The sequence below is a fragment of the Pseudomonas sp. R3-41 genome (assembly GCF_054161485.1).
Genome location: NZ_CP096421.1, coordinates 3,226,086 through 3,248,853, shown reverse-complemented (window position 1 = coordinate 3,248,853; position 22,768 = coordinate 3,226,086). Strand labels below are relative to the sequence as shown.

Genomic DNA, 22,768 nt, shown 5'->3' with positions numbered 1-22,768 from the left:
GGAGCTTGCTCCCGCTCGATTGCGCAGCAATCGCAAAATCCCGGGTCTGCTGCGCAGCCCAGCGGGAGCAAGCTCCCTCGCCACAGGGGGCTGGCTGGAGGATTGAGGGAGCCTGGGACAGCTCGACACCGCACCCGGCAAAGTCGTATACCATATCCCCACCTAAGCCGAACGACCCGCTGCCGTGACTTTATCCAAGTTCAACCTGCCTGACCTGGGCAACACCCCGTCCACCTCGGAAATCATCACCCGCCACCTGCGCGATGCCATCGTGGCCGGGCATTTTGCCGAGGACGAGCCGATTCGCCAGGATGACATCGCCCGGCAGTTCAACGTCAGCAAGATTCCCGTGCGCGAAGCCCTCAAGCGTCTGGAGGCCGAGGGCCTAGTGATGTTCCAGCGCAATCGCGGGGCGATGGTGACGCGCATTTCCGAGGCGGAACTGGCGCAGATGTTCGAAGTGCGCATGCTCCTGGAAGACAAAGTCCTGCGCCTGGCGATTCCCAACATGACCGAAGACACCTTCGCCCGCGCCGAAAGCATCTGCCAGGAGTTCATCGGTGAAGACGACGTCGGGCGCTGGGCCGAACTGAACTGGCAACTGCACGCCTGCCTCTACGAACCAGCGCAACGGCCTTTCATGGTGAGCCTGATCCGCTCGGTGCACGACAAGCTGGAGCGGTACTTGCGCATGCAGATGAGCCTGTCGGCCGGTAAGGACCGTGCCGATCACGAGCACCGGGAAATCATCAAGGCCTGCCGCGCCGGTGATGTCGAGCGCGCCGTGGCGCTGCTGGACGAACACATCGCCGGAGTCTGCGAAACCTTGTTCAAGTTCCTGCCTTCCAGCCATTGATGCATTGGTACTGTGCCGATTTCGTCATCGGCGATAGTTAAAACCCTCAAGCCGTCATCCCCTGGCGCGGGCCACGCTTACCGTCACTCATCTGAACGGACGTGGCCCTCCCATGAAACGCATCACCGTGATCGATTCCCATACCGGCGGCGAACCGACCCGCCTGGTCACCGACGGTTTTCCTGACCTGGGCCAGGGCAGCATGGCCGAGCGCAAGCAACGCCTGGCCACGGAGTTCGACGCCTGGCGCAGCGCCTGCGTGCTCGAACCCCGGGGCAGCGATGTGCTGGTGGGGGCGCTGCTCTGTGAGCCGGTGGACCCGAGCGCCTGTGCCGGCGTGATCTTTTTCAACAACAGCGGCTACCTGGGCATGTGCGGCCACGGCACCATCGGCCTGGTGGCGTCACTGGCCCACCTGGGCAGGATCGGCCCCGGCGTGCACAACATCGAAACCCCGGTGGGCACGGTACAGGCCACGTTGCACGAAGACCGCTCGGTCAGCGTGCGCAACGTGCCGGCCTACCGTTACCGCCAGGCATTGGCCTTGGAGGTGCCCGGCATCGGCCCGGTGGTGGGCGACGTGGCCTGGGGCGGCAACTGGTTTTTCCTGATCGCCGAGCATGGCCAGCGTGTCGCCGGCGATAACCTCGACGCGTTGACCGCCTACACCTACGCCGTGCAGCAAGCCTTGGAGCAACAGGGTTTTCGCGGCGAGGACGGCGGCCTGATCGACCACATCGAACTGTTCGCCGACGACCCGCAAGCGGACAGCCGAAACTTCGTGCTCTGCCCGGGCAAGGCCTATGACCGCTCCCCGTGCGGCACCGGCACCAGCGCCAAACTGGCGTGCCTGGCGGCCGATGGAAAACTGCAACCCGGGCAGATCTGGCGCCAGGCCAGTGTCATTGGCAGCGAGTTCGAAGGCTCCTACGAACAGGCGGGCGAGCGCATCGTGCCGACCATTCGCGGTCGCGCCTACATCAGCGCCGAAACCACCCTGATCATCGAAGCGGATGACCCGTTCGCCTGGGGCATTCGTCTGTGAGCGAGGGCCATGTCGCCGACGTGATCATCATCGGTGCGGGCATCATCGGTGCGGCTTGCGCCCAGGCATTGGCCCGGCGCAACGTCAACGTGTTGGTGCTGGACGCCGGTTGGCACGGCGCCACGGCGGCTGGCATGGGGCATTTGTTGGTGCTGGATGACAACCCGGCGGAACTGGCCCTCAGCCAATACTCCCTGCAGCGCTGGCGCGAACTGGCGCCAGCCCTGCCCGCCGATTGTGCCTGGCGCAATAACGGCACCTTGTGGCTGGCGACCAATGCCGAGGAAATGGCGGTGGCCCACAGCAAATACCTGAACCTGCTGGCCCATGGCGAAGCCTGTGAACTGATCGGCCAAGCCACCCTGCGCCAGCGTGAACCCGAACTGCGCCCAGGGCTGGAAGGCGGGTTGCTGATCAAGGGCGACGGCATCCTCTACGCCCCGGCCGCCGCGCGCTGGATGTTGGACGCGCCCAGGATTCGCCAGCAGCGGGCACACGTCAGCGAAGTCGACGGGACTCGCGTGCGCCTCGACGACGGGCGTTGGTTGAGCGCCGATGCGGTGGTGCTCGCCAATGGTATCCACGCCACCGAGTTGTGCCCGGAACTGCCCATCGAGCCGAAAAAGGGCCACCTGCTGATCACCGACCGCTACCCCGCCACCGTCACCCACACCCTGGTGGAGCTGGGCTACGTCACCAGCGCCCACAACGCGAGCGGGCCGTCGGTGGCGTGCAATATCCAGCCGCGCCCGACCGGGCAATTATTCATCGGCGCCTCGCGACAGTTCGGCACCGTCGACCCGCAGGTGGAAGGCTGGATGCTGGCGAAGATGCTCAAGCGCGCCGTCGACTACATGCCTGGGTTGGCGCATCTGCACGGCATCAGGGCCTGGACCGGTTTTCGCGCGGCGAGCCCCGACGGCTTGCCGCTGGTGGGCCAACATCCGCAGCGCAAGGGGCTGTGGCTGGCGGTGGGTCACGAGGGGTTGGGCGTCACCACGGCACCCGCGACCGCCGACCTGCTGGTGGCGCAGTTGTTCGACGAAACCTCGCCACTGGCCGCGCAGCCTTACCTGCCGCAGCGTTTCCTGGGGGAACCCGCCCATGCCTGAAGCCCGACACACGTTACCTGTTTGCGCCGGGGATTGGGTTGCCCCCCTGTGGCGAGGGAGCTTGCTCCCGCTGGGCTGCGCAGCAGACCCGACATTTTTGCGATTGCTACGCAATCGAGCGGGAGCAAGCTCCCTCGCCACAGGTATTGGGTGTGCTCAAGACATTCGCTTAGCCAAGGAGGATTGGACCCATGCCTGAAGTGTTCCTGGATGGCCGCCCGCTGTCAGTCGCCAACGGCACCAGCGTCGCGGCGGCATTGGCGTTGGGCGCGGACGGTTGCAGTCGCACCTCGGTCAGCGGCCAGCGTCGAGCGCCGTTGTGCGGCATGGGCACCTGCCAGGAATGCCGGGTGCTGATCGATGGCCGGCGCCGCCTGGCCTGCCAGACCCTGTGCCTCGATGGCATGCAGGTGCAGACCCGACCATGAACGAAACCACCGACCTGCTGATCATCGGCGCCGGCCCCGCCGGCATGGCTGCCGCCCTCGCCGCGGCCAGCAGCGGCGCGCACATCGTGTTGCTGGATGACAACCCACTGCCGGGCGGGCAAATCTGGCGCGACGGTCCCCAGGCCAACCTGCCCAGCGCAGTCCGGCACCTGCGCGATCAACTGCGAAACTGTGCCAACGTCCGCTGCCATGCCGGCACTCGCGTAATCGCCTGCGCGGCGGATAAAACCTTACTGGTGGAAGATGCCGAGCGAGGCTGGCAGATCCGCTACGAACGCGTGATCCTCTGCACCGGCGCCCGTGAGTTGCTGCTGCCGTTCCCCGGCTGGACCCTCCCCGGCGTGACCGGTGCTGGCGGCTTGCAGGCGCTGATCAAGGGCGGTTTGCCGGTGCGCGGCGAACGGCTGGTCATCGCCGGCAGCGGCCCCTTGCTGCTGGCCAGCGCCGCCACCGCGAAGCATCAAGGCGCACAGGTGTTGCGCATCGCCGAGCAAGCCCGCTTCGGCGCCGTCGCCGGTTTCGCCGGGCAACTGCCGCGCTGGCCGGGGAAGTTGTTCCAATCGTTCAGTCTGTTCGACCGGCACTACCGCACCGACACCCATGTGGTGGAAGCGCTCGGTCGGGAACGGCTGGAGGGCGTGCGCCTGCATCAGCAAGGCAAGACGATTGAATTGGCCTGCGACCGGCTCGCCTGTGGCTTCGGGCTGATTCCCAATACCCAATTAGGCCAGGCCCTGGGCTGCGCGGTTGAAGACCAGGCGCTGGCGGTTGACGCTTGGCAAGCGACCACTCGCCGTGAACATTACGCGGCAGGCGAATGCACCGGTTTTGGCGGCAGCGAACTGGCACTGGTGGAAGGCGCCATTGCCGGCCATGCCGCCGTCGGCAATAGCGCAGCCGCCCAGCAGCTGTGGCCTCGCCGCGCGCGTTGGCAAGGTTTCGCCCGGGCCTTGAACACGGCCTTCGCCCTCGATCCACGGCTCAAGTCCCTGGCCCGCGGCGACACCCTGGTCTGCCGCTGTGAAGACGTGCCTTATGGCGAACTGGTTGGCCACGAAAACTGGCGCGAAGCGAAACTGGCCAGCCGCTGCGGCATGGGCGCCTGCCAAGGCCGAGTGTGCGGCGCCGCACTGGAACACCTGTTCGGCTGGACACCACCGGCACCTCGCCCGCCCTTCAGCCCGGCGCGAATCGAGACCCTGCTGGAGCTGGAAGAAACCCCTCCCAGCTGACAACCCCGACACATATCCCACGCTGACCTGCACCCACCACAAATCCCCTGTGGGAGCTGAGCTTGCTCGCGATAGCGGTGAGTCAGCTTGCGATGATGTTGACTGTGCCGCCGTCATCGCGAGCAAGCCCGCTCCCACAGGGATTTGAGGTGAACTTCAACTTTGCAGGCACCCGCAGGCCCCATGTGGGAGCGGGCTTGCTCGCGAATGCGTCGGCACATCCGGCATCGATGCTAACTGATCCACCGCTTTCGCGAGCAAGCCCGCTCCCACAGTAGAATGCGTTGGAGCTGGGCTTCCTGCCTCGATGACTTTGCCCCTATGATCCCTGAGTCCCCTCAGGAACCTGGCGCCATGTACCCCTCGCTCACCTCCCTCGCCCCCTGCGACCTCGACACCCTGTTGCGCAGCCTGCAGCCCATCGCCCCGCTGCTGGACACCCTCGCCGACGTGGTGTTTTTCATCAAGGACCGGCAGGCCCGCTACGCCTTCGTCAACCAGACCCTGGCCCGGCGCTGCGGTTTCAAACACAGTGGCGGCCTGCTCGGTCTCACTGCCGAGCAGGTGTTTCCCGAGCGGTTCGGCCCGCTGTACACCGAACAGGATCGCCGGGTGCTGGCCAGCGGGCGGGAGTTGGCCGACCAGCTCGAACTGCATTTGTATTACGGCAACCAACCGGTGTGGTGCCTGACCCACAAGCTCGCCCTGCACGACCCAAGCGGCCAGATCGTCGGCTTGGCCGGCATTTCCCGCGACCTGCAACTGCCGCAATCGAGCCACCCGGCGTTTCACAAACTGGCGGCGGTGGACGCCCATATCAAGCAGCACTTCGCCCGCTCCATCAGCCTTGCCGAGCTGACCGCCATTGCTGAATTGTCGGTGGCGCAGTTGGAGCGGCACTGCAAACGCATCTTCCAACTCACGCCTCGGCAGATGATCCACAAGGCACGCCTGGAGGAAGCCTCGCGACTGTTACTCGACCACGACCTGCCGATCACCGAGATCGCCCTGCGCTGCGGCTACACCGACCACAGCGCCTTCAGCCGCCAGTTCCGGGCCCTGACCAGCCTGTCGCCGAGCCAATACCGTGAAAATCAGCGCTGATCGTGTTCGCTGATGGGGCGTCAGATCCCATGGCTGCTCCCATCTGTAACACCCCAGGCCAACGTAGCAACCTTCCCTGATGCACCACCGCTCGGCGAAAACGCCTCTAGATCAACCCCTCCAATGCCATTACCGCGCCTCACGTCAAAACAGGCATGCTGATTGCTTATCTAATATCGTATACGAAATCCTCAATACGATATCTCACCGCATTTATTCGACAGCGAGGCATTTATGAAAAACCCTGCATTGGCCGTAGCCCTCAGCGTTGTCTTTACCCCGCTTTTCATGGCCCCCGCCCACGCCGACAAGCTCGACGACATCATCGGCTCCGGCAAGCTACGTTGCGCCGTGACCCTGGACTTCCCACCCATGGGCTTTCGCGATGAAAGCAACAAACCGGCGGGGTTCGACGTGGATTATTGCCACGACCTGGCGAAGGTCCTCGGTGTCGATGCCGAAGTGGTGGAAACCCCGTTCTCCGACCGCATCCCCGCACTGCTGTCCGGCCGCGCCGATGTCATCGTCGCCTCCACCTCCGACACCTTGGAACGGGCCAAGACCGTCGGCCTGACCGTGCCCTACTTCGCCTTCCAAATGGTGGTGCTGACCCGCGACAACACCGGCATCAACAGCTACGCCGACCTCAAGGGCAAAGCCCTGGGCAACACCAGCAGCACCTACGAAGCCATCGCCCTGGAGAAGGACCAGAAGAGCTGGGGCAGCGGCAGCTTTCGCGCCTATCAATCGCAGAACGACACCCTGCTGGCCGTCGCCCAGGGACACATCGATGCCACCGTGGTGACCAACACCGTCGCCGCCGCGACCCTCAAGTCGGGCAAATACAAGGGCTTGAAAATTGCCGGTGACGCCCCCTACGTCATCGACTACGTGTCCCTCGGCGCCAAACGCAGCGAGTACGGCCTGCTCAACTACCTCAACCTCTTCGTCAATCAGCAGGTGCGCACGGGTCGCTACAACGAGCTGTTCGTCAAATGGGTCGGCACCGACATCCCGCCGGCCAACCTGACCGTTCCCCAGGTCTACTACTGAGGATCGGCCCATGCCAAGCACGCCTGTCCGTGTGAAAGGCCGCAGCCTGGTGGAGGGTGCCGCCCAGGGCGCCCTGCTGTTCGCCGAGGTGGGCCTGAGTTTCTGGGGCGGGGTCGATCCGGCCAGTGGCGAGGTCATCGACCGCCACCACCCCTTGAGCGGCGAGCGCCTGGCCGGGCGCGTCTTGGCGATTCCCAGCGGACGCGGCTCCTGCACCGGCAGCAGCGTCTTGATGGAACTGATCAGCAACGGCCACGCACCCGCCGCACTGGTGTTGGCCGAAGCCGATGAAATCCTGACCCTGGGCGTGCTGGTGGCGCAGGTGATTTTCCAGCGGTCCCTGCCGGTGTTGTGCGTGGGACACGAGGCCTTCAATGGGCTGCGTGGCCAGGGTTTTGTCCGCCTCGAAGGCGACGTCCTGACCCTCACCGGGCGCCGCCCGAACGACGGATGGCAAGGTTCGCAAGCACCGTCGGCGCCACCCACTTTTTCAACCCTGGACCTGAGCGAACAGGACCGGGCATTGCTCGACGGTACCCACGGCAAGGCGGCCCAAGTGGCGATGCACATCGTGCTGCGCATGGCCGAGATCCAGGGCGCCACGCAGTTGCTGGACGTGACCCAGGCTCACATCGACGGTTGCATCTATACCGGCCCGGCCAGCCTGCGCTTTGCCGAACAACTGGTGCAGTGGGGGGCGAAGGTGCGCGTCCCCACCACCCTCAACGCCATTTCCGTGGACCAGCGGCGCTGGCGGGAACTGGGCTTCGATCCGGCCTTGGGCGAACCGGCCAGTGCCTTGGGCGATGCCTACATGGCGATGGGCGCGCAACTGAGTTTCACCTGCGCCCCCTACCTGCTGGAGACCGCACCAAAGGCCGGCGAGCAAATCGTCTGGGCCGAGTCCAACGCGGTGGTCTACGCCAACAGCGTGCTGGGGGCGCGCACGCAAAAGTACCCGGACTTCCTCGACATCTGCATCGCCCTGTGCGGACGGGCACCGTTGATCGGCTGCCATCTCGACGACTCGCGCAAGGCCCATCTGATCGTCGACGTGCCGACGCTGGGTCAGGTCGATGACAGTTTCTATCCGCTGCTGGGCTATCACATCGGCAACCTGGCGGGCCGGCGTATTCCGCTGATACGTGGGCTGGAACACGCCGCGCCCACCCTGGACGATCTCAAGGCCTTCGGCGCCGCGTTCGCCACCACCAGCGCCGCACCGTTGTTCCACATCGCCGGGGTCACACCGGAAGCCCTCGACCCTGCCGATGTCCTGGAGAAGGACGTTACCTTGCCGCAGGAAAGCGTCGATGCCGCAAGCCTGCTTGCCAGTTGGCGCGAGCTCAACAGCGCCCGGGACAACTGGGTGGACGTGGTCTCCCTGGGCAATCCGCATTTCTCCCTCAGCGAATTCGCCGCCCTCGCGAACTTGTGTGCGGGCCGGATCAAGCATCCGTATGTGGTACTGGCCATCACCTGCGGCCGAGCAGTGCTGGAACAAGCGCGCAAAGCCGGATACCTGACTGCCATCGAAGCCTTCGGCGCGGTGCTGGTGACCGACACCTGCTGGTGCATGTTGGGTGAGCCGGTGATCCCGCCCCACGCCACCACGTTGATGACCAACTCCGGCAAATACGCCCACTACGCACCGGGCCTGGTCGGTCGCGGGGTGCATTTTGCCGCCCTCGCCGACTGCGTCGAGGCCGCCTGCACTGCCGCGACCCACGGCCAGCCGCCGACGTGGCTGCAACCCACTGCCCGCACGGGGAGTCCGACCCATGTTTGACTACAGCTTCCAATGGCGCCCGGCCTTGCGCGCCCTGCCCGACATGCTCGCCGGGGCCTGGGTGACCTTCGAGACCGCCGCGCTGTCGATGATTTTCGGCGTGCTGATCGCCTTGGTGCTGACGGTGATGCGCCAGGCCCCGAATCGCCTGCTGCGGGGCGTGGGCAATGGCTGGGTGTCCATCGCTCGCAACACGCCCTCGCTGTTCCAGATCTACATCCTCTACTTCGGCCTCGGCTCCCTCGGGCTGCACGTCAGTTCCTGGCTGGCCTTGCTGGCAGGAATCACCTTCAACAACGCCGGCTACCTGGCGGAAAACTTTCGCGGTGGCCTCAAGGCCGTGCCCGGTACGCAAATGCGCGCCGCCCGCTCCTTGGGAATGAGCGCCTTCCAGGCCTACCGGATGATCATCGTCCCGCAATTGTTGCGCATCGTCTTCTACCCGCTGACCAACCAGATGGTCTGGGCGGTGCTGATGACGTCCCTGGGGGTGGTGGTCGGCCTGAACAACGACCTCACCGGCGTGACCCAGGAATACAACGTCAAGACCTTCCGCACCTTCGAATACTTCGCCCTCGCGGCGCTGCTGTATTACCTGATCGCCAAGCTGATCGTCGGGTTGGCCCGGCTGTTGTCCTGGCGGCTGTTCCGTTATTGAGGGCGGGTCATGTTTTCTACAAGCCTTACCGTTAACGACGTGTTGTATCTGCTTGAGGGGGCCTGGGTCACAGTGCAATTGACCGCGTGGTCGATCCTGCTGGGCACCTTCGCCGGGTTGCTGTTCGGCCTGTTGCGGGCGCTGTTGCCCCGGGCCAGCCTGCCGCTGGCCTGGCTGCTGGACGTGTTTCGCAGCGTGCCGCTGCTGATCCAGTTCGTGTTGTTCAACTCCCTCAAGAGCATCGTCGGCCTGAACCTCAGCGCGTTTGCCGTCGGCTGCATTGTCCTGGGGATCTACGCCGCCGCGTACTTCACCGAGATCGTCCGCGGTGGCGTGCTGGCGGTGCCGTTGAGCACCCGCCGGGCCAGCCGATCGCTGGGCCTGAGCTATGGGCAGGACCTGCGCTTCATCGTCCTGCCGATTGCCACGCGGGTGGCGTTTCCCGGCTGGCTGAACCTCGTGCTCGGTGTGATGAAGGACACTGCCCTGGTGATGTGGATCGGCATCGTCGAATTGCTGCGGGCCTCGCAAACCATCGTCACGCGCATTCAGGAACCCCTGCTGGTGCTGTGCATCGCGGGCCTCATTTACTACGTCATGAGCCTGGTGGTCGCCCGCCTCGGCGCACGCCTGGAAAGAAGGTGGCAGGAAAATGATTGAGATCGAGAACGTGCACAAGTCCTTCGGTGACCTGGAAGTGGTCAAGGGTGTGAGCCTGACCGTGGACAAGGGTGAAGTGGTGTCGATCATCGGCGGTTCCGGCTCTGGCAAGTCGACCCTGCTGATGTGCATCAACGGCCTGGAGCCGATCCAGAAAGGCAGCATCCGCGTGGACGGCATCGAGGTCCATGACCGCGCCACCGACCTCAATCGCCTGCGGCAAAAGATCGGCATCGTCTTCCAGCAATGGAACGCCTTCCCCCACCTCACCGTGCTGGAAAACGTGATGCTGGCGCCGCGCAAGGTGTTGGGCAAAAGCAAACAGGACGCCGAGGCCCTGGCGGTGAAACAGCTTGAGCACGTGGGCCTGGGGGACAAACTCAAGGCCTTCCCCGGCAAGCTTTCCGGCGGCCAGCAACAGCGCATGGCCATCGCCCGGGCATTGGCGATGTCGCCGGACTACATGCTCTTCGACGAAGCCACCTCGGCGCTGGACCCGCAACTGGTGGGCGAAGTGCTGGACACCATGCGCATGCTCGCCGAAGACGGCATGACCATGGTGCTGGTGACCCACGAGATCCGCTTCGCCCGGGACGTGTCCGACCGCGTGGCGTTTTTTTGCAATGGCCGGGTCCATGAGATCGGGCCGCCGGACCAGGTGATTGGTAATCCGGTGCAGCCGGAGACGGCGGCGTTCCTCAAGTCGGTGAAATAGCGGATGGCCCTATCGCGAGCAGGCTCGCTCCCACATGGGTTTTGTGTATGCCACCTCTCCTATGGGAATGGCCTGCTATCAGTGTCCACCACAGAACCCTGTGGGAGCGAGCCTGCTCGCGATGAGGCCCTACAAGACAACACAAGGATTTGATCCATGCGCTCATCCAGAATCATCCATGTCATCAGCTGCCACGCCGAAGGCGAAGTCGGCGATGTGATCGTCGGCGGTGTCGCGCCGCCCCCCGGCGCCACGGTGTGGGAGCAGTCACGCTGGATCGCCCAGGACCAGACCCTGCGCAACTTCGTCCTCAACGAGCCCCGCGGCGGGGTGTTCCGCCACGTCAACCTGCTGGTGCCGGCCAAGGACCCGCGGGCGCAAATGGCCTGGATCATCATGGAACCGGCCGACACGCCGCCGATGTCCGGTTCCAACTCGCTGTGCGTCGCCACCGTGTTGCTGGACAGCGGCATCCTGCCAATGACCGAACCCCAGACCCGCCTGGTGCTGGAAGCCCCGGGCGGCCTGATCGAAGCCGTGGCCGACTGCCGCGACGGCAAGGTGCAACGGGTCGAGATCAAGAACGTACCCTCCTTCGCCGACCGCCTCGATGCCTGGATCGAAGTCGAGGGCCTGGGTTCGTTGCAAGTGGACACCGCCTACGGCGGCGACAGCTTTGTCATCGTCGATGCCCAGCGCCTGGGTTTTGCCATCCGCCCCGATGAAGCCGCCGAACTGGTGGCCGTGGGCTTGAAGATCACCCGCGCCGCCAATGAACAACTGGGCTTCGTGCACCCGCTGAACCCCGACTGGTCGCACATCTCGTTCTGCCAGATCGCCGCACCCATTGTCCGTGAGGACGGCATCGCCACGGGCGCCAACGCCGTGGTGATCCAGCCCGGCAAGATCGACCGCTCCCCCACCGGCACCGGCTGCTCGGCGCGCATGGCGGTGTTGCAGGCCAAGGGCTTGATGCAGGTAGGCGAGCGTTTTATCGGCCGCTCGATCATCGGTTCCGAATTCCATTGCCGTATCGACTCACTGACCGAGGTGGCCGGACGCCCGGCTATTTACCCGTGCATCGCCGGACGAGCGTGGATCACCGGGACCCATCAGTTGCTGCTCGACCCGGCCGATCCGTGGCCCCAGGGCTACCGGCTTTCGGACACCTGGCCCGGAGCATGACTTCTTGAGCGTTGCACATCCCCCTGTGGCGAGGGAGCTTGCTCCCGCTGGGGCGCGAAGCGGCCCTCTGGATTTGCCTGACACACCGAGTTGCCAGGTAGTCATTGGGGCCGCTTCGCAGCCCAGCGGGAGCAAGCTCCCTCGCCACAAAAGCTCTGTAATCGACTCAACTCTATCTACGTATATGAAATACCATAACCGGAGACAACCCATGAGCAAACGCATCAACTGGAGCGGCGTCTTCCCTGCCGTCACCACCCAATTCAACGATGACTTTTCCATCAACCTGGAAAAAACCCACCAAGTGATTTCCAACGTCATTCGCGATGGCGTTTCCGGCCTGGTGGTCTGCGGGTCGGTGGGGGAAAACACCTCCCTGAGCGCCGAGGAAAAAATCGCCGTGACCGAAGTCGCGGTGGACGCCTCCCAGGGCCGGGTGCCGGTGATTTGCGGCGTGGCCGAGTTCACCAGCGTGCAGGCCGCCAAGGTTGCCAACGCGGTGCGCAAGGTCGGTGTCGACGGGGTGATGCTGATGCCGGCGCTGGTCTACGGCTCCAAGCCCTTCGAGACCGCCGAGCATTTCCGCTACGTGGCCCGCCATGCCGACGTACCGCTGATGGTCTACAACAACCCGCCGATCTACAAGAATGACGTGACGCCGGACATTTTGATTTCCCTGGCCGATTGCGACAACGTCGTGTGTTTCAAGGACTCCTCCGGCGACACCCGGCGCTTCATCGACGTGCGCAATGAAGTCGGCGATCGCTTCGTGCTGTTCGCCGGTCTCGACGACGTGGTGCTGGAAAGCCTTGCCGTGGGCGCCGAAGGTTGGGTTTCGGGCATGTCCAACGTGTTCCCCCAGGAAGGCGAGACCATTTTCCGCCTGGCCCGCGCCGGACGGTTCGCCGAAGCGATGCCGATCTACGAATGGCTGATGCCGATCCTGCACCTGGACGCCCGGGCCGACCTGGTGCAATGCATCAAACTGTGCGAAGCCATCGCCGGCCGCGGCAGCGCCCTCACCCGCCCACCGCGCCTGGCCCTGCCGGACGCGGACCGGGTGTATGTGGAGCAGATCATGGCCAAGGCCCTGGCCAATCGGCCGGTGTTGCCGGATGTGGGGCTTTAAGGCCTGACCTACCCCGCAAGGCATCTGAGGATCCCCCTGTGGGAGCGGGCTTGCTCGCGAAAGCGGTTTATCTGACATGGCTATGCTGGATGTACCGCCGTCTTCGCGAGCAAGCTCGCTCCCACAGGGACTTGTGGTGAATACACAATAGTGAGCTCATGCGACTCAACCTGTGGGAGCGGGCTTGCTCGCGAAAGCGGTCTATCTGACATGGCTATGCTGGATGTACCGCCGTCTTCGCGAGCAAGCCCGCTCCCACAGAGTTTGTGGCGGATGATAGGGAGGTTCCCATGAACTATTTCCTGGCCCAGGCCCTGAACAATCGATGGGCCAACCACAGGCTGCTCGGCGCCTGCGCGCAGTTGAGCGAGGCCGACTACGCGGCGCCGCGCACGGGATTCTTCCCGTCCATCCAAGCCACGCTCTGCCACATCCTGGAAGTGGACCGCTATTACCTCACCGCCCTGGAAGGCGACCGTGACGGCCAGATCAAGGACTTCTCCGAGACCCTGGCCTTTACCCAACTGATGCACAACCAGACCCAGACCGACCAGCGGCTGGTGGCGTTCTGCGAAGCCCTGCGAGAGAAAGACCTGGCCCGCTCCGTCGACCTGGTACGAGCCGACGGCCAAGTGCGTGAACGAATCGACCGGCTGCTGTTGCACCTGTTCGAGCATCAGATCCATCATCGTGGACAGGTCCACGGCATGCTCAGCGCCACCCACGTCGCGCCGCCACAACTCGATGAGTTTTTTCTCGACTGCGACCGGCCGTTTCGCACCGACGAGGAACAACTGCTTCAATTGGATGAACGGCGGGTCTGGCGCGAATACCTGCCAGATTGATCCGCCCCCCTCAAAGGAGACCTTGCCATGAATTTCATTCTTCGTAGCATCGGTTTGGCATTGATGCTGATCACCACGGCGGCCCTTGCCCACCACGGCTGGAGCGAATACGACGCCAGCAATCCCCTGACGCTCGACGGCACGATAAAGGAAGCCGGTTATTCCCATCCCCATGGCTACGTGCGCCTGCAAACCACCGACAAAACCTGGACCGTCGTGCTGGCCCCGCCGTCCCGCATGGAGAATCGCGGGCTGGGCAAGGACATGCTCAAAGCAGGTAACAGTGCCACCGTGGTCGGCTATGCAAACCGCAACAAACCCGACGAATTGCGCGCCGAACGCATCACCATCAACGGCAAGACCACCGAGTTGCGCTGATGCAGGCCTCCCCGGCAGGCGCGCCCCAAGGCTGGATGGACCAGTTGGGCGATTCGTCCCTGGCGTTGGCCATGCGCAGCGAGCTGTGGCTCTATCCGCTGGTGGAAGTGGTGCACATCATCGGCTTTTCGATATTGGTGGGCGCGGTGGTGATGTTCGACCTGCGCGTGCTCGGGCTGTCCAAGGGCATCGCCGTGACCGCCCTGGCCCGCCACTTGCTGCCCTGGGCGATTGCGGCCCTGCTGCTGATCGTGCCTGCGGGGTTGCTGATGTTCAGTGCTCATCCCCATGACTTTGCCGGCAACAACGTCTTCATCCTCAAGCTGTACCTGATCGCGGCAGCGGGCCTTAACGCCCTGCTGTTCCACGTTGGCACCTACCGCTCCGTCCAGCAATGGAACACCGGCCATAAGGCACCCGGCCTGGCCAAGGCCCAGGCAATGGTCTCCATCGTCCTATGGATCGTGGTCATACTCTGCGGCCGCCTGCTGGCCTACACCTGAACCACACCTGAAAAAGAAGCGATGGCCATTGCCGGCCATCGCCAAATCGCCCACCCGGGCGCCCTCAGATCCGTGCGGGAGACACGATGATCTTCACGTTGTGCTCCTTGTTGTTGACCAACTCCTCGAAGCCCTGCCCGACGATCTCTTCCAACTGGATGCGCCCCGTCACCAGCGGCGAGATGTCCAGGCGTCCGTCGGCAATGAAGGCAATCACGTCGGCGAACTCACCGTTGTAGGCCAGCGCGCCCAGCACTTGCTTCTCCGTGGAGACCAGCTCAAAGAAGTTGAACTCGCTCGGTTCCTCGAAAATCCCCACCAACACGCACTTGCCGGCCTTGCGGATCAGGTCGATGGCCAGCTTGGCGGTGTGCTTGTTGCCGATGCACTCGAAGCTGACATCGGCCCCCAGGCCAGCGGTCAGGCGACGGACTTCGGCCAAGGCGTCGCACTCGTTCGGATCGATCACATGGCTGGCCCCGACTTCCAGGGCCTTGGCCTTGCGTGCACCGGACATTTCCAAGGCAATCACCTGGGCTGCGCCAGCCGCCTTGGCGCACATGATCGTGCACAAACCGATGGTCCCGGCGCCCACCACCACAACGTTCTGGCCCAGCAGGCTGCCGGCCTTTTTCACCGCATGCATGCCCACCGCCAGTGGCTCGATCAACGCACCAGCCTCGGCGGGGAAATCGGCCGGTAGTTTGTAGAGCAGGTTCGCCGGGACGTTGACCAGCTCCGCGAACGCACCGTTGTTCATCAACCCGGTGAACGCCAGGTTCTCGCAAATGTTGTAGAGCCCATGGGTGCAGTAGTAGCAAGTGCCGCAGTGCTGGCAGGCGTCCGCCGCCACCAGCTCGCCGACACTGAAACCTTCGACGCCTGCACCCAGTTCGACGATCTCACCGCAGAACTCATGGCCAAGGATGCACTGGCCTTTGATCCCGGTCAGCGGGTGTGGCGCGTCCACCGGGATGAACACCGGCCCGGCCACGTACTCGTGCAAGTCGGAGCCGCAGATGCCGCACCATTGCACGCGGATCTGCACCCAACCGGCGGGGGGCGAAACCGGCAGGGGCACGTCTTCGACGCGGATGTCGTTGCGGCCATGCCAGACGGCGGCGCGCATGCTGCGGGTCGGCTTGATAGAAACGTTCATAGCGTTGCCTCCAGAATTTTTATAGGGCGACGATGCAAGCGCCGCCCGCTTGGTCAGTGCTGTCCGACGAACTCAAGAACCAATCGATTGACCTGCTCGGCCGCTTCCATCTGCACCATGTGGCCTTGGCCCGCCAGCACCTCGACCCGCGCTGATAACCCTTCGGCGTGAGACGCCGGGATGATTGCGTCGTCGCTGCCCCAGATCACCAGGGTCGGCACGTGGCCGGCCTGCACCACTTCCCGCAGGTCCGCCTGCTGGCGACCGTCGGCGAACAACGTCGCTGACAATTGCTGCAGCGCCGCGTCCACACCTTCCAGGCGCTTGTACTTGAGCATGTCGTCGAGCATCTGGCGGTTGACCAGCTCGGCATTGGAGAACAGTTGCACCAGTTGCGGCTTGAGGGCGTTGCGGTTGGCCGCTTCGACGAACCCTTGCAGGTAGCTGCCGTTGATCTGCGCACCCAGGCCGGCACTGCCGATCAAGGTCAGGGAGCGTATCCGCTGGGGCATCAGGCGCGCAGCGTTCAGCGATACTGCCCCGCCCATGGAATGTCCCACCAGGTGCACGGCGTTGATGTCCAGGTGATCGAGCAAGGCCAGCACCACGCCGCTCAGCTCGTCCAAATCGCCGCGTTGCAGGGTCTTCGACGATTCGCCGTGGCCCGGCAGGTCCAGGGCAATGACCCGTCGCCCGGCCGCCAGGGCTTCATGGTTGAACAGCCAGTTGTTCAAGTCGCCGCCAAAACCGTGCACCAGCACCAGCGGCGTACCGCCCTCGCCGCGCTCGAAATAGCGGATCACCCGGCCGTCCAACTCGACTTTCTGTGGTTTCGGACCACTGTCCTCATCAGCCGCGTCGCCAGGCACGAAGTTGGATTGGAACTGCTCGATGACCGCGTCGATCTCGGCGTCGCTGGCCTCGCCTTCGACGACGATGCCGAGCAAGGCGCCAACCGCCAGGGTTTCGTCCTGGCGGGCGATCTGCCGGCGCAGGATGCCGGAAAACGGCGCCTCGACGCTGCTGGAAATCTTGTCCGTCTCGACGTCCATCACTTCCTCGCCCTTGGTGATGGCCTGCCCCTCTTCCTTGAGCCAGGCATCGACCCGGCCCTCGGTCATCGACAGGCCCCACTTGGGCATGGTCAGGGTAAAAATCTGGCTCATCAGCGCTTGCTCCACTCGATCACGTTGAGCACGGCTTGTTCGATTTTCGCCGCGTCAGGGATGTACAGGTCTTCCAGGGCATCGGAGAACGGCACCGGCGTATGGGGCGCGGTGACCATTTCGATCGGGGCCTTGAGTGCGCCAAAGGCTTTTTGCGCCACCAGCGCCGAGATGTCGGTGGCCATGGAACAGCGTGGGTTGGCCTCGTCGATCACCACCAGGCGCCCGGTCTTCTCGACACTTTCCAGGATGCTGTCCTCGTCCAGCGGGCTGGTGGTACGCAGGTCGATCACTTCACAGTCGATGCCGCGCCCGGCCAGGTTGCGCGCCGCGTCCATCGCGGTGTTGACCAGCCGCCCGTAGGACACCAGGGTGATGTCCTTGCCGTCGCGCAGGAAGTTGGCCTCGCCGAACGGTACGGTGTAGAGCTCTTCCGGCACTTCGCCCTGCATGCTGTAGAGCAACTTGTGCTCGCAGAAGATCACCGGGTCGTTGTCGCGGATCGCCTGGATCAGCAGGCCCTTGGCGTCGTAGGGCGATGATGGGCAGACCACTTTCAACCCCGGGATGTGCGTCCACAACGACGTGAGCATCTGTGAATGCTGGGCGGCGGCGCGCAGGCCGGCGCCGACCATGGTGCGGATCACCAGGGGTGTGGAGGCCTTGCCGCCGAACATGTAGCGAAACTTCGCCGCCTGGTTGAGGATCTGGTCCAGGCAGCACCCGGCAAAGTCGACGAACATCAGTTCGCACACCGGGCGCACGCCGCAGGTGGCAGCACCGACCGCCGCGCCGACGTAACCGATTTCCGACAGTGGCGTGTCCAGCACGCGCCCGGGAAACTGGTCGTAAAGGCCCTTGGTCACCCCAAGTACGCCGCCCCAGGCGTCGTTTTCACCGGGGGCGCCGGCGCCACCGGCCACATCCTCCCCCATGATGAACACGCTGGCGTCGCGGCGCATTTCCTGGGCCAGGGCTTCGTTGATTGCCTGCTGATAGCTGATTTTTCTCGCCATGATGAATTTCTCTGTTCTTGTTTTAGGAGGGCGTTCAGGGATAGCTGACGTAGACGTCGGTCAGCAGGTCCGCTGCAGAGGGCTTGGGATCGGACTTGGCCTTGTACACGGCGTTTTCGATCAGCAGGTCCACTTCCTTGTCGATCTGGTCCAACTGCTCGACGGTGAGCAAACCGGCCCGGGTGGTGCGTTCGCGGAACTGCATCAGGCAGTCCTGGTTTTCGCGGAAATGCTTGACCTCGTCCGGTGCGCGATAGGTCTGGGCGTCGCCTTCGAAGTGGCCGTAGTAGCGGGTCAGCTTGACCTCGATCAGCGACGGTCCTTCCCCGGCACGGGCGCGCTCGACGGCGGCACCGGCGGCTTCATGCACGGCGAAGAAGTCGAAGCCGTCCACCGTCACGCCGGGCATGCCGAAGCCGGCGGCGCGGTCGGCGATGTGATCGCAGGCCACCGACCAATTGGAAGCAGTGGCCTCGGCGTAGCCGTTGTTTTCGGCGATGAACAGGCACGGCAAGTTCCACACCGAGGCCATGTTCATGGCTTCGAACACCGCGCCCTCGTTGGAGCCGCCGTCGCCGAAAAACACCACGGCGACGCTGTCGGTGCCCTTGAGCCGGGCCGCCAAAGCCGCGCCGACCACCAGTGGCGCACCGGCGCCAACGATGCCGTTGGCACCGAGCATGCCTTTCTCGAAATCGGCGATGTGCATCGAGCCGCCCTTGCCTTGGCAGACGCCGGTTTTCTTGCCATAGATCTCGGCCATCATTCCGTAGACGTCCACGCCCTTGGCGATGCAATGGCCGTGGCCACGGTGGTTGGACGCGATGCAATCGTCATCGCCCAGGTGGGCCATGACGCCGGCGGCCGACGCTTCTTCGCCGGCATACAAGTGGACGAAACCGGGGATCTCGCCGGTGGCGAACTCTACGTGCAGGCGCTCTTCAAAGGCGCGGATGGTGCGCATCACCTGGTAGGCGTGCAGCAGTTGATCGTGGGTGAGCGGTGTCGACATTTTTATTCTCCTGGGGTGTCTTCTTGAAGATTCAGAGGGTGTTGCGGGTGCTCGCGGCCGATGGCCAACAAGCGTTGTTGCGCGGCGTAGGCCAGCACCGCGTTGACGTCGATGCTCAGCGGACCGCCGGCATCGAGGGTGACCGTGGGCCGGTCGTGGGCGTTGAATTCGATTTCCCGTTCGCCATCCAGGGCCAAGGTGCCGCTGGACAGCGACAAGCCATGGGCGACGCCGGGTTCCAAAGGGCCGGCGGCGAGCACCCCACAGCCTTGCAACAGGCCCGGGGCGAGCGGCACCAGCAGCGCTTCGGGGGATTGCGGGTCCAGGCGCATCCAGGCCCCGCCCGGTGCCTGGCGGGACACCGGGAACCACAAGCCGCACAACGCCGACAGGCCAATGGATTGCGGTTCGGCGAAGGTCACGAACACTTCGGCCAGGTCTTGGGCCCGGCTGATGGCCCGGGCGCCGACAAAACGCAGCGGCGACACGGCAACGTCCACCAGGGCGACTTCGCGCAAGCCACGTCCGGCGTCGCAGACCAGCAAGCGCTTGTTGCGGCGCAAACCGATCGCGTCCGGGATCCGGCCGCTGGCGTACAACCCACCGGCCAGCCCGGCACTGGTGGCCTCGCGCAGCTCGGGAAAGGCGTTGTTGGTGCCGGTGGACAGGGTCAGCAACGGGATGTCGCCGACTTCGGCGGCCACCGCCTTGTGGGTGCCATCGCCGCCGAGCACGGCGATCAGCGCCACCTCGCGCTCGGCCATCAAGCGCGCGGCCCGGCGGGTGTCTTCGACGGTCTGGCGCAGGGTCAGGTCGAGGAATTCCAGGGCCGGCCAGTGGCTGCTGCGGGCCTGGCGGCTATGGCTGTTCTTCAGCACGGCGGCGGCCATGCCGATCATGTCGGTGGGCATCAACACCTGTTCGATGCCGGTGGCGCCGAACGCGGCCAGCAGGCGCTGGATCACCGAAACCTTGTCGGTACTGGAAAACAGCCCGGCGTTGGCGGTCAGGCGCCGCACGTCGCGGCCCGAGGCGGGGTTGGCGATGATGCCCACGGTCAGGGGTCGGCGGCTCATGGCGCCACCGTGGACGGTGCGGGCAAACGGCCTGGGCAGGAAGACATAGACACCTCGTTGTTATTATTGGAGGCCCGTCGGGCGGGCTCCAGGGACAGAGCAAGGGCGGTGCCAGTTGAGGGAAAAACCTACAAGAAGGCCGAACCAGAGCGGTCCCGAGGTGATTGACGAAGCAGCGGACCGAGCCCCGGTGAGACGCCCCATGTCAGCCTGCACGAGGTTGCGGCGAGACACTGAGACGTGGCGTCTCACGCCACCCGGACAACCCGTCGAGCTTGTCTGCACCCGGCGAACGGCGCTTAATGTGCGCACAACGACAAGAAGCTGAATCGGAGGCCCCATGCTTTCCGCTCACTCCCGGGCGCACGTGGATTGCGTCAGCCGCGTGGTGAAAAACGCGAGCCAATTGCCACAATTGCCCGTCCCGGACCTGATCCTCGACTCCTGGCGCCGTTCCCTGGAGCAACATCACCTGGACCCGGGTTCGCTGCAGGGCCCGCGCATCCTCTCCCAGGACGTGCTCAAGCAATGCCGCGAGCGCTCCGAGCTGTTCCTCAACATCGCCAGCGAAGAAGTGGCCCGCCTCCATGGCCGGGTACGCGACGCCGACTATTGCGTACTGCTGACCGATGCCCAGGGCCAGACCATCGACTACCGGGTGGAAACCTCGATCCGCAATGACTGCCGCAAGGCCGGGCTGTACCTGGGCACCTGTTGGTCGGAGGGCGAAGAAGGCACGTGTGGCGTGGCGGCGGTGCTCACGGCCAAGGCCCCGGTGACCGTGCACAAGCGCGACCATTTCCGCGCGGCGTTCATTGGCCTGACCTGTTCCGCCGCGCCGGTCTTCGACCCCCAGGGTGAATTGCTCGGGGTGCTGGACGTCTCGGCGGTGCGCTCGCCGGATGATCGCCGCTCGCAGCACCTGATCCGGCAAATGGTGGTGCAGAGCGCCCGGGAGATCGAACAGGCGTTTTTCATGAGCAGCGCCCAGGGCTATTGGGTGCTGCGGGCCCATCGCAACCCTGGCTACGTCGACAGCCAGCCGGACTTCCTGTTCGCCTGGGATGACGACGGTTGCCTGCAAGCCTTGAACCCGGCTGCCCGCCAGTACCTGCTGCAACAGTACGGGCAGGTGCCGCAACACATCGGCCAGGTGTTCGAGCAGCAACGGCTGCACCGTGCCCGGGACGAAAGCCTCTGCTTGCTCGATCACGCCCTGCACGGACGCTTGAGCGCGCCTCGCCAGCGGGCCGTTTCACGTTCGCGGGTGGCGATGACCCCGTTGGAAATCGATCCACGCCTGGCCGACAGCCTGCGCCTGGCGGTGCGGGTCAAGGATCGCAACCTGCCGGTGCTGATCCAGGGCGAAACCGGTGCCGGCAAGGAAGTCTTCGCTCGCCAGTTGCACCAGGCCAGCCAGCGCCGCGAGCGCCCTTTCGTGGCGCTGAACTGCGCGGCCATTCCCGAAAGCCTGATCGAAAGCGAATTGTTCGGCTACGTCGCCGGGGCGTTCACCGGCGCCTCGGCCAAAGGCATGCAGGGCCTGTTGCAACAGGCCGATGGCGGCACCTTGTTCCTGGATGAGATCGGCGACATGCCGCTGGCCTTGCAGACCCGTCTGCTGCGGGTACTGGCCGAGGGTGAAGTGGCGCCGCTGGGCGCATCCCGCCGCAAGGCCGTCGACATTCAGGTGATCTGCGCCACCCACCGCGACCTGGAGACGCTGGTGGCCGCCGGCGAGTTTCGCGAGGATTTGTATTTCCGCCTCGGCGGTGCGCGTTTCCAGCTACCGCCGTTACGTGACCGCAGCGACCGGCTCGCGCTGATCAATCGGATTCTTGCCGAGGAGTCCGCGCTGTGCGGGGGAACCGTGCAGTTGAGCGGCGCTGCCCTGGAATCCCTGCTCGGCTATCACTGGCCGGGCAATGTCCGCCAGTTACGCCATGTGCTGCGCTATGCCTGCGCGGTGTGCGAAGCCAGCGTGATCCAGCTCAGCCATCTGCCCGAGTCGTTGCACTGCACTCATGCCGTCGATCAGGGGCCGGAGCCAAGCGCCAGCCCGGAACGCCAGGCGTTGCTCGATGCCTTGGTGCGCCACCGCTGGAAACCCACCGCCGCCGCCCGGGCCCTGGGCATTTCCCGGGCGACCCTGTATCGACGGGTACACCAGCACGGCATCGAGATGCCAGGCCGCAGCCCCGCCTGAGCACCTAGCGGCGCGCCAGCTCATGACGGACACATTGCTCGTAGTAGGTCTGCTTGACCGCCGCGGGTTTGAGACGCGAAGCGCTGTTGTAGGTCTGCTCGGTAATGCCCAGGGCGGTCATGCGCATCCAGGGCCGGGGAAACTTGCGCACCTGCAGCTTCTTGCGTGCGCCGTACAGGCTGACGCCAGAGAGCTTTGACGCCTGCGCCCCCGCCGCGATGTCCGAACCCCAGCGGCACACTGACTGCTGGTTCTGCGTCAGCGCCCTGGCCTGGGCCTCGAGCGAGACGGCGGCCAAGAGAAACGTCGCTACGACCCACATAGAAATACGCATAGGTTTGTCGCCCAACTTTCTGAAAGGAAAGAAGTTTGCCTCTCTGCAGATGAGCAAGGGGCCAGTATTTGCAGGCCATTATCGAA

23 protein-coding genes are annotated in these 22,768 nt (G+C 64.5%); 17 read left to right on the top strand and 6 right to left on the bottom strand.

The features are described from left to right. Positions 1-184: 184 nt before the first annotated feature. The 16 genes from M1D99_RS14495 to M1D99_RS14420 all read left to right on the top strand — a co-directional run bounded on the left by M1D99_RS14495 (position 185) and on the right by M1D99_RS14420 (position 14,713). Positions 185-856, top strand: a complete 672-nt coding sequence (locus tag M1D99_RS14495; protein WP_186704947.1) for an FCD domain-containing protein — start codon at positions 185-187, stop codon at positions 854-856. Between the two features lie 112 nt (positions 857-968). Beyond that, complete coding sequence (locus M1D99_RS14490) at positions 969-1,901, top strand: 4-hydroxyproline epimerase (protein WP_186704946.1); 933 nt, start codon at positions 969-971, stop codon at positions 1,899-1,901. Continuing rightward, complete coding sequence (locus tag M1D99_RS14485; protein WP_458132067.1) at positions 1,898-3,013, top strand: NAD(P)/FAD-dependent oxidoreductase; 1,116 nt, start codon at positions 1,898-1,900, stop codon at positions 3,011-3,013. The genes M1D99_RS14490 and M1D99_RS14485 overlap by 4 nt, the downstream gene beginning before the upstream one ends. A gap of 191 nt (positions 3,014-3,204) precedes the next feature. Beyond that, complete coding sequence (locus tag M1D99_RS14480; protein ID WP_446534101.1) at positions 3,205-3,441, top strand: 2Fe-2S iron-sulfur cluster-binding protein; 237 nt, start codon at positions 3,205-3,207, stop codon at positions 3,439-3,441. After that, positions 3,438-4,694, top strand: coding sequence for an FAD-dependent oxidoreductase (locus tag M1D99_RS14475; RefSeq protein ID WP_458132066.1), 1,257 nt, complete (start codon positions 3,438-3,440; stop codon positions 4,692-4,694). Before M1D99_RS14480 ends, M1D99_RS14475 begins: the two co-directional genes overlap by 4 nt. Before the next feature lie 354 nt (positions 4,695-5,048). Beyond that, positions 5,049-5,798, top strand: a complete 750-nt coding sequence (locus tag M1D99_RS14470) for a helix-turn-helix domain-containing protein (protein WP_458132065.1) — start codon at positions 5,049-5,051, stop codon at positions 5,796-5,798. Between the two features lie 234 nt (positions 5,799-6,032). After that, positions 6,033-6,851, top strand: coding sequence for an ABC transporter substrate-binding protein (locus M1D99_RS14465; RefSeq protein ID WP_458132064.1), 819 nt, complete (start codon positions 6,033-6,035; stop codon positions 6,849-6,851). 10 nt (positions 6,852-6,861) lie between these two features. Next, a complete protein-coding gene (gene lhpI, locus M1D99_RS14460; RefSeq protein ID WP_434576077.1) occupies positions 6,862-8,640 on the top strand; it encodes a cis-3-hydroxy-L-proline dehydratase in 1,779 nt (592 codons plus the stop codon). Then, the gene (locus M1D99_RS14455; protein WP_057452167.1) at positions 8,633-9,298 is read left to right on the top strand and encodes an amino acid ABC transporter permease; all 666 of its coding nucleotides are present in this window, start codon (positions 8,633-8,635) and stop codon (positions 9,296-9,298) included. Before lhpI ends, M1D99_RS14455 begins: the two co-directional genes overlap by 8 nt. A 9-nt stretch (positions 9,299-9,307) precedes the next feature. After that, positions 9,308-9,958: an amino acid ABC transporter permease gene (locus tag M1D99_RS14450; protein WP_186704939.1), complete on the top strand. Its 651-nt coding sequence runs from the start codon at positions 9,308-9,310 to the stop codon at positions 9,956-9,958. After that, positions 9,951-10,673: an amino acid ABC transporter ATP-binding protein gene (locus tag M1D99_RS14445; RefSeq protein WP_092172955.1), complete on the top strand. Its 723-nt coding sequence runs from the start codon at positions 9,951-9,953 to the stop codon at positions 10,671-10,673. Before M1D99_RS14450 ends, M1D99_RS14445 begins: the two co-directional genes overlap by 8 nt. Positions 10,674-10,829: 156 nt before the next feature. After that, positions 10,830-11,858, top strand: a complete 1,029-nt coding sequence (locus tag M1D99_RS14440; RefSeq protein WP_434576074.1) for a trans-3-hydroxy-L-proline dehydratase — start codon at positions 10,830-10,832, stop codon at positions 11,856-11,858. 211 nt (positions 11,859-12,069) lie between these two features. Continuing rightward, positions 12,070-12,987 (top strand): dihydrodipicolinate synthase family protein, encoded by a 918-nt coding sequence (locus M1D99_RS14435; protein WP_458132063.1) that lies wholly within the window; start codon positions 12,070-12,072, stop codon positions 12,985-12,987. 290 nt (positions 12,988-13,277) lie between these two features. Beyond that, positions 13,278-13,832 (top strand): DinB family protein, encoded by a 555-nt coding sequence (locus tag M1D99_RS14430; RefSeq protein ID WP_434576070.1) that lies wholly within the window; start codon positions 13,278-13,280, stop codon positions 13,830-13,832. Positions 13,833-13,859: 27 nt separating this feature from the next. After that, positions 13,860-14,210, top strand: a complete 351-nt coding sequence (locus tag M1D99_RS14425; RefSeq protein ID WP_186704935.1) for a DUF6152 family protein — start codon at positions 13,860-13,862, stop codon at positions 14,208-14,210. Continuing rightward, complete coding sequence (locus M1D99_RS14420; protein WP_458132062.1) at positions 14,210-14,713, top strand: DUF6644 family protein; 504 nt, start codon at positions 14,210-14,212, stop codon at positions 14,711-14,713. Before M1D99_RS14425 ends, M1D99_RS14420 begins: the two co-directional genes overlap by 1 nt. 64 nt (positions 14,714-14,777) lie before the next feature. Here M1D99_RS14420 and M1D99_RS14415 read toward each other — a convergent pair whose 3' ends face one another. The 5 genes from M1D99_RS14415 to M1D99_RS14395 all read right to left on the bottom strand — a co-directional run bounded on the left by M1D99_RS14415 (position 14,778) and on the right by M1D99_RS14395 (position 20,142). Continuing rightward, the gene (locus M1D99_RS14415) at positions 14,778-15,842 is read right to left on the bottom strand and encodes a 2,3-butanediol dehydrogenase (protein ID WP_458132141.1); all 1,065 of its coding nucleotides are present in this window, start codon (positions 15,840-15,842) and stop codon (positions 14,778-14,780) included. Positions 15,843-15,925: 83 nt separating this feature from the next. Next, positions 15,926-17,038: an acetoin dehydrogenase dihydrolipoyllysine-residue acetyltransferase subunit gene (locus M1D99_RS14410; protein ID WP_434576066.1), complete on the bottom strand. Its 1,113-nt coding sequence runs from the start codon at positions 17,036-17,038 to the stop codon at positions 15,926-15,928. Next, entirely contained in the window at positions 17,038-18,054 is a 1,017-nt protein-coding gene (locus M1D99_RS14405) for an alpha-ketoacid dehydrogenase subunit beta (protein ID WP_186704933.1), read from the bottom strand. Before M1D99_RS14405 ends, M1D99_RS14410 begins: the two co-directional genes overlap by 1 nt. 34 nt (positions 18,055-18,088) lie before the next feature. Beyond that, on the bottom strand, positions 18,089-19,066 hold the full coding sequence (locus tag M1D99_RS14400; RefSeq protein ID WP_053119650.1) for a thiamine pyrophosphate-dependent dehydrogenase E1 component subunit alpha: 978 nt from the start codon (positions 19,064-19,066) through the stop codon (positions 18,089-18,091). A 2-nt stretch (positions 19,067-19,068) separates the two neighbouring features. Continuing rightward, a complete protein-coding gene (locus M1D99_RS14395) occupies positions 19,069-20,142 on the bottom strand; it encodes an ATP-NAD kinase family protein (protein ID WP_411387409.1) in 1,074 nt (357 codons plus the stop codon). Positions 20,143-20,482: 340 nt separating this feature from the next. On the opposite strand from M1D99_RS14395, the gene M1D99_RS14390 reads away from it, so the two are divergent. After that, positions 20,483-22,348 (top strand): sigma-54-dependent Fis family transcriptional regulator, encoded by a 1,866-nt coding sequence (locus M1D99_RS14390; RefSeq protein WP_434576063.1) that lies wholly within the window; start codon positions 20,483-20,485, stop codon positions 22,346-22,348. 4 nt (positions 22,349-22,352) lie between these two features. On the opposite strand, the gene M1D99_RS14385 is transcribed toward M1D99_RS14390, so the two are convergent. Further along, a complete protein-coding gene (locus M1D99_RS14385; RefSeq protein WP_053119980.1) occupies positions 22,353-22,682 on the bottom strand; it encodes a hypothetical protein in 330 nt (109 codons plus the stop codon). Positions 22,683-22,768: the final 86 nt, after the last annotated feature.

Coding starts and splice junctions, on each gene's coding strand:
- M1D99_RS14490 (WP_186704946.1), top strand. CDS start 969: ATGAAACGCATCACCGTGATCGATTCCCATACCGGCGGCGAACCGACC.
- M1D99_RS14480 (WP_446534101.1), top strand. CDS start 3,205: ATGCCTGAAGTGTTCCTGGATGGCCGCCCGCTGTCAGTCGCCAACGGC.
- M1D99_RS14475 (WP_458132066.1), top strand. CDS start 3,438: ATGAACGAAACCACCGACCTGCTGATCATCGGCGCCGGCCCCGCCGGC.
- M1D99_RS14470 (WP_458132065.1), top strand. CDS start 5,049: ATGTACCCCTCGCTCACCTCCCTCGCCCCCTGCGACCTCGACACCCTG.
- M1D99_RS14465 (WP_458132064.1), top strand. CDS start 6,033: ATGAAAAACCCTGCATTGGCCGTAGCCCTCAGCGTTGTCTTTACCCCG.
- lhpI (WP_434576077.1), top strand. CDS start 6,862: ATGCCAAGCACGCCTGTCCGTGTGAAAGGCCGCAGCCTGGTGGAGGGT.
- M1D99_RS14455 (WP_057452167.1), top strand. CDS start 8,633: ATGTTTGACTACAGCTTCCAATGGCGCCCGGCCTTGCGCGCCCTGCCC.
- M1D99_RS14450 (WP_186704939.1), top strand. CDS start 9,308: ATGTTTTCTACAAGCCTTACCGTTAACGACGTGTTGTATCTGCTTGAG.
- M1D99_RS14445 (WP_092172955.1), top strand. CDS start 9,951: ATGATTGAGATCGAGAACGTGCACAAGTCCTTCGGTGACCTGGAAGTG.
- M1D99_RS14440 (WP_434576074.1), top strand. CDS start 10,830: ATGCGCTCATCCAGAATCATCCATGTCATCAGCTGCCACGCCGAAGGC.
- M1D99_RS14435 (WP_458132063.1), top strand. CDS start 12,070: ATGAGCAAACGCATCAACTGGAGCGGCGTCTTCCCTGCCGTCACCACC.
- M1D99_RS14430 (WP_434576070.1), top strand. CDS start 13,278: ATGAACTATTTCCTGGCCCAGGCCCTGAACAATCGATGGGCCAACCAC.
- M1D99_RS14425 (WP_186704935.1), top strand. CDS start 13,860: ATGAATTTCATTCTTCGTAGCATCGGTTTGGCATTGATGCTGATCACC.
- M1D99_RS14420 (WP_458132062.1), top strand. CDS start 14,210: ATGCAGGCCTCCCCGGCAGGCGCGCCCCAAGGCTGGATGGACCAGTTG.
- M1D99_RS14415 (WP_458132141.1), bottom strand. CDS start 15,842: ATGCGCGCCGCCGTCTGGCATGGCCGCAACGACATCCGCGTCGAAGAC.
- M1D99_RS14410 (WP_434576066.1), bottom strand. CDS start 17,038: ATGAGCCAGATTTTTACCCTGACCATGCCCAAGTGGGGCCTGTCGATG.
- M1D99_RS14405 (WP_186704933.1), bottom strand. CDS start 18,054: ATGGCGAGAAAAATCAGCTATCAGCAGGCAATCAACGAAGCCCTGGCC.
- M1D99_RS14400 (WP_053119650.1), bottom strand. CDS start 19,066: ATGTCGACACCGCTCACCCACGATCAACTGCTGCACGCCTACCAGGTG.
- M1D99_RS14395 (WP_411387409.1), bottom strand. CDS start 20,142: ATGAGCCGCCGACCCCTGACCGTGGGCATCATCGCCAACCCCGCCTCG.
- M1D99_RS14390 (WP_434576063.1), top strand. CDS start 20,483: ATGCTTTCCGCTCACTCCCGGGCGCACGTGGATTGCGTCAGCCGCGTG.
- M1D99_RS14385 (WP_053119980.1), bottom strand. CDS start 22,682: ATGCGTATTTCTATGTGGGTCGTAGCGACGTTTCTCTTGGCCGCCGTC.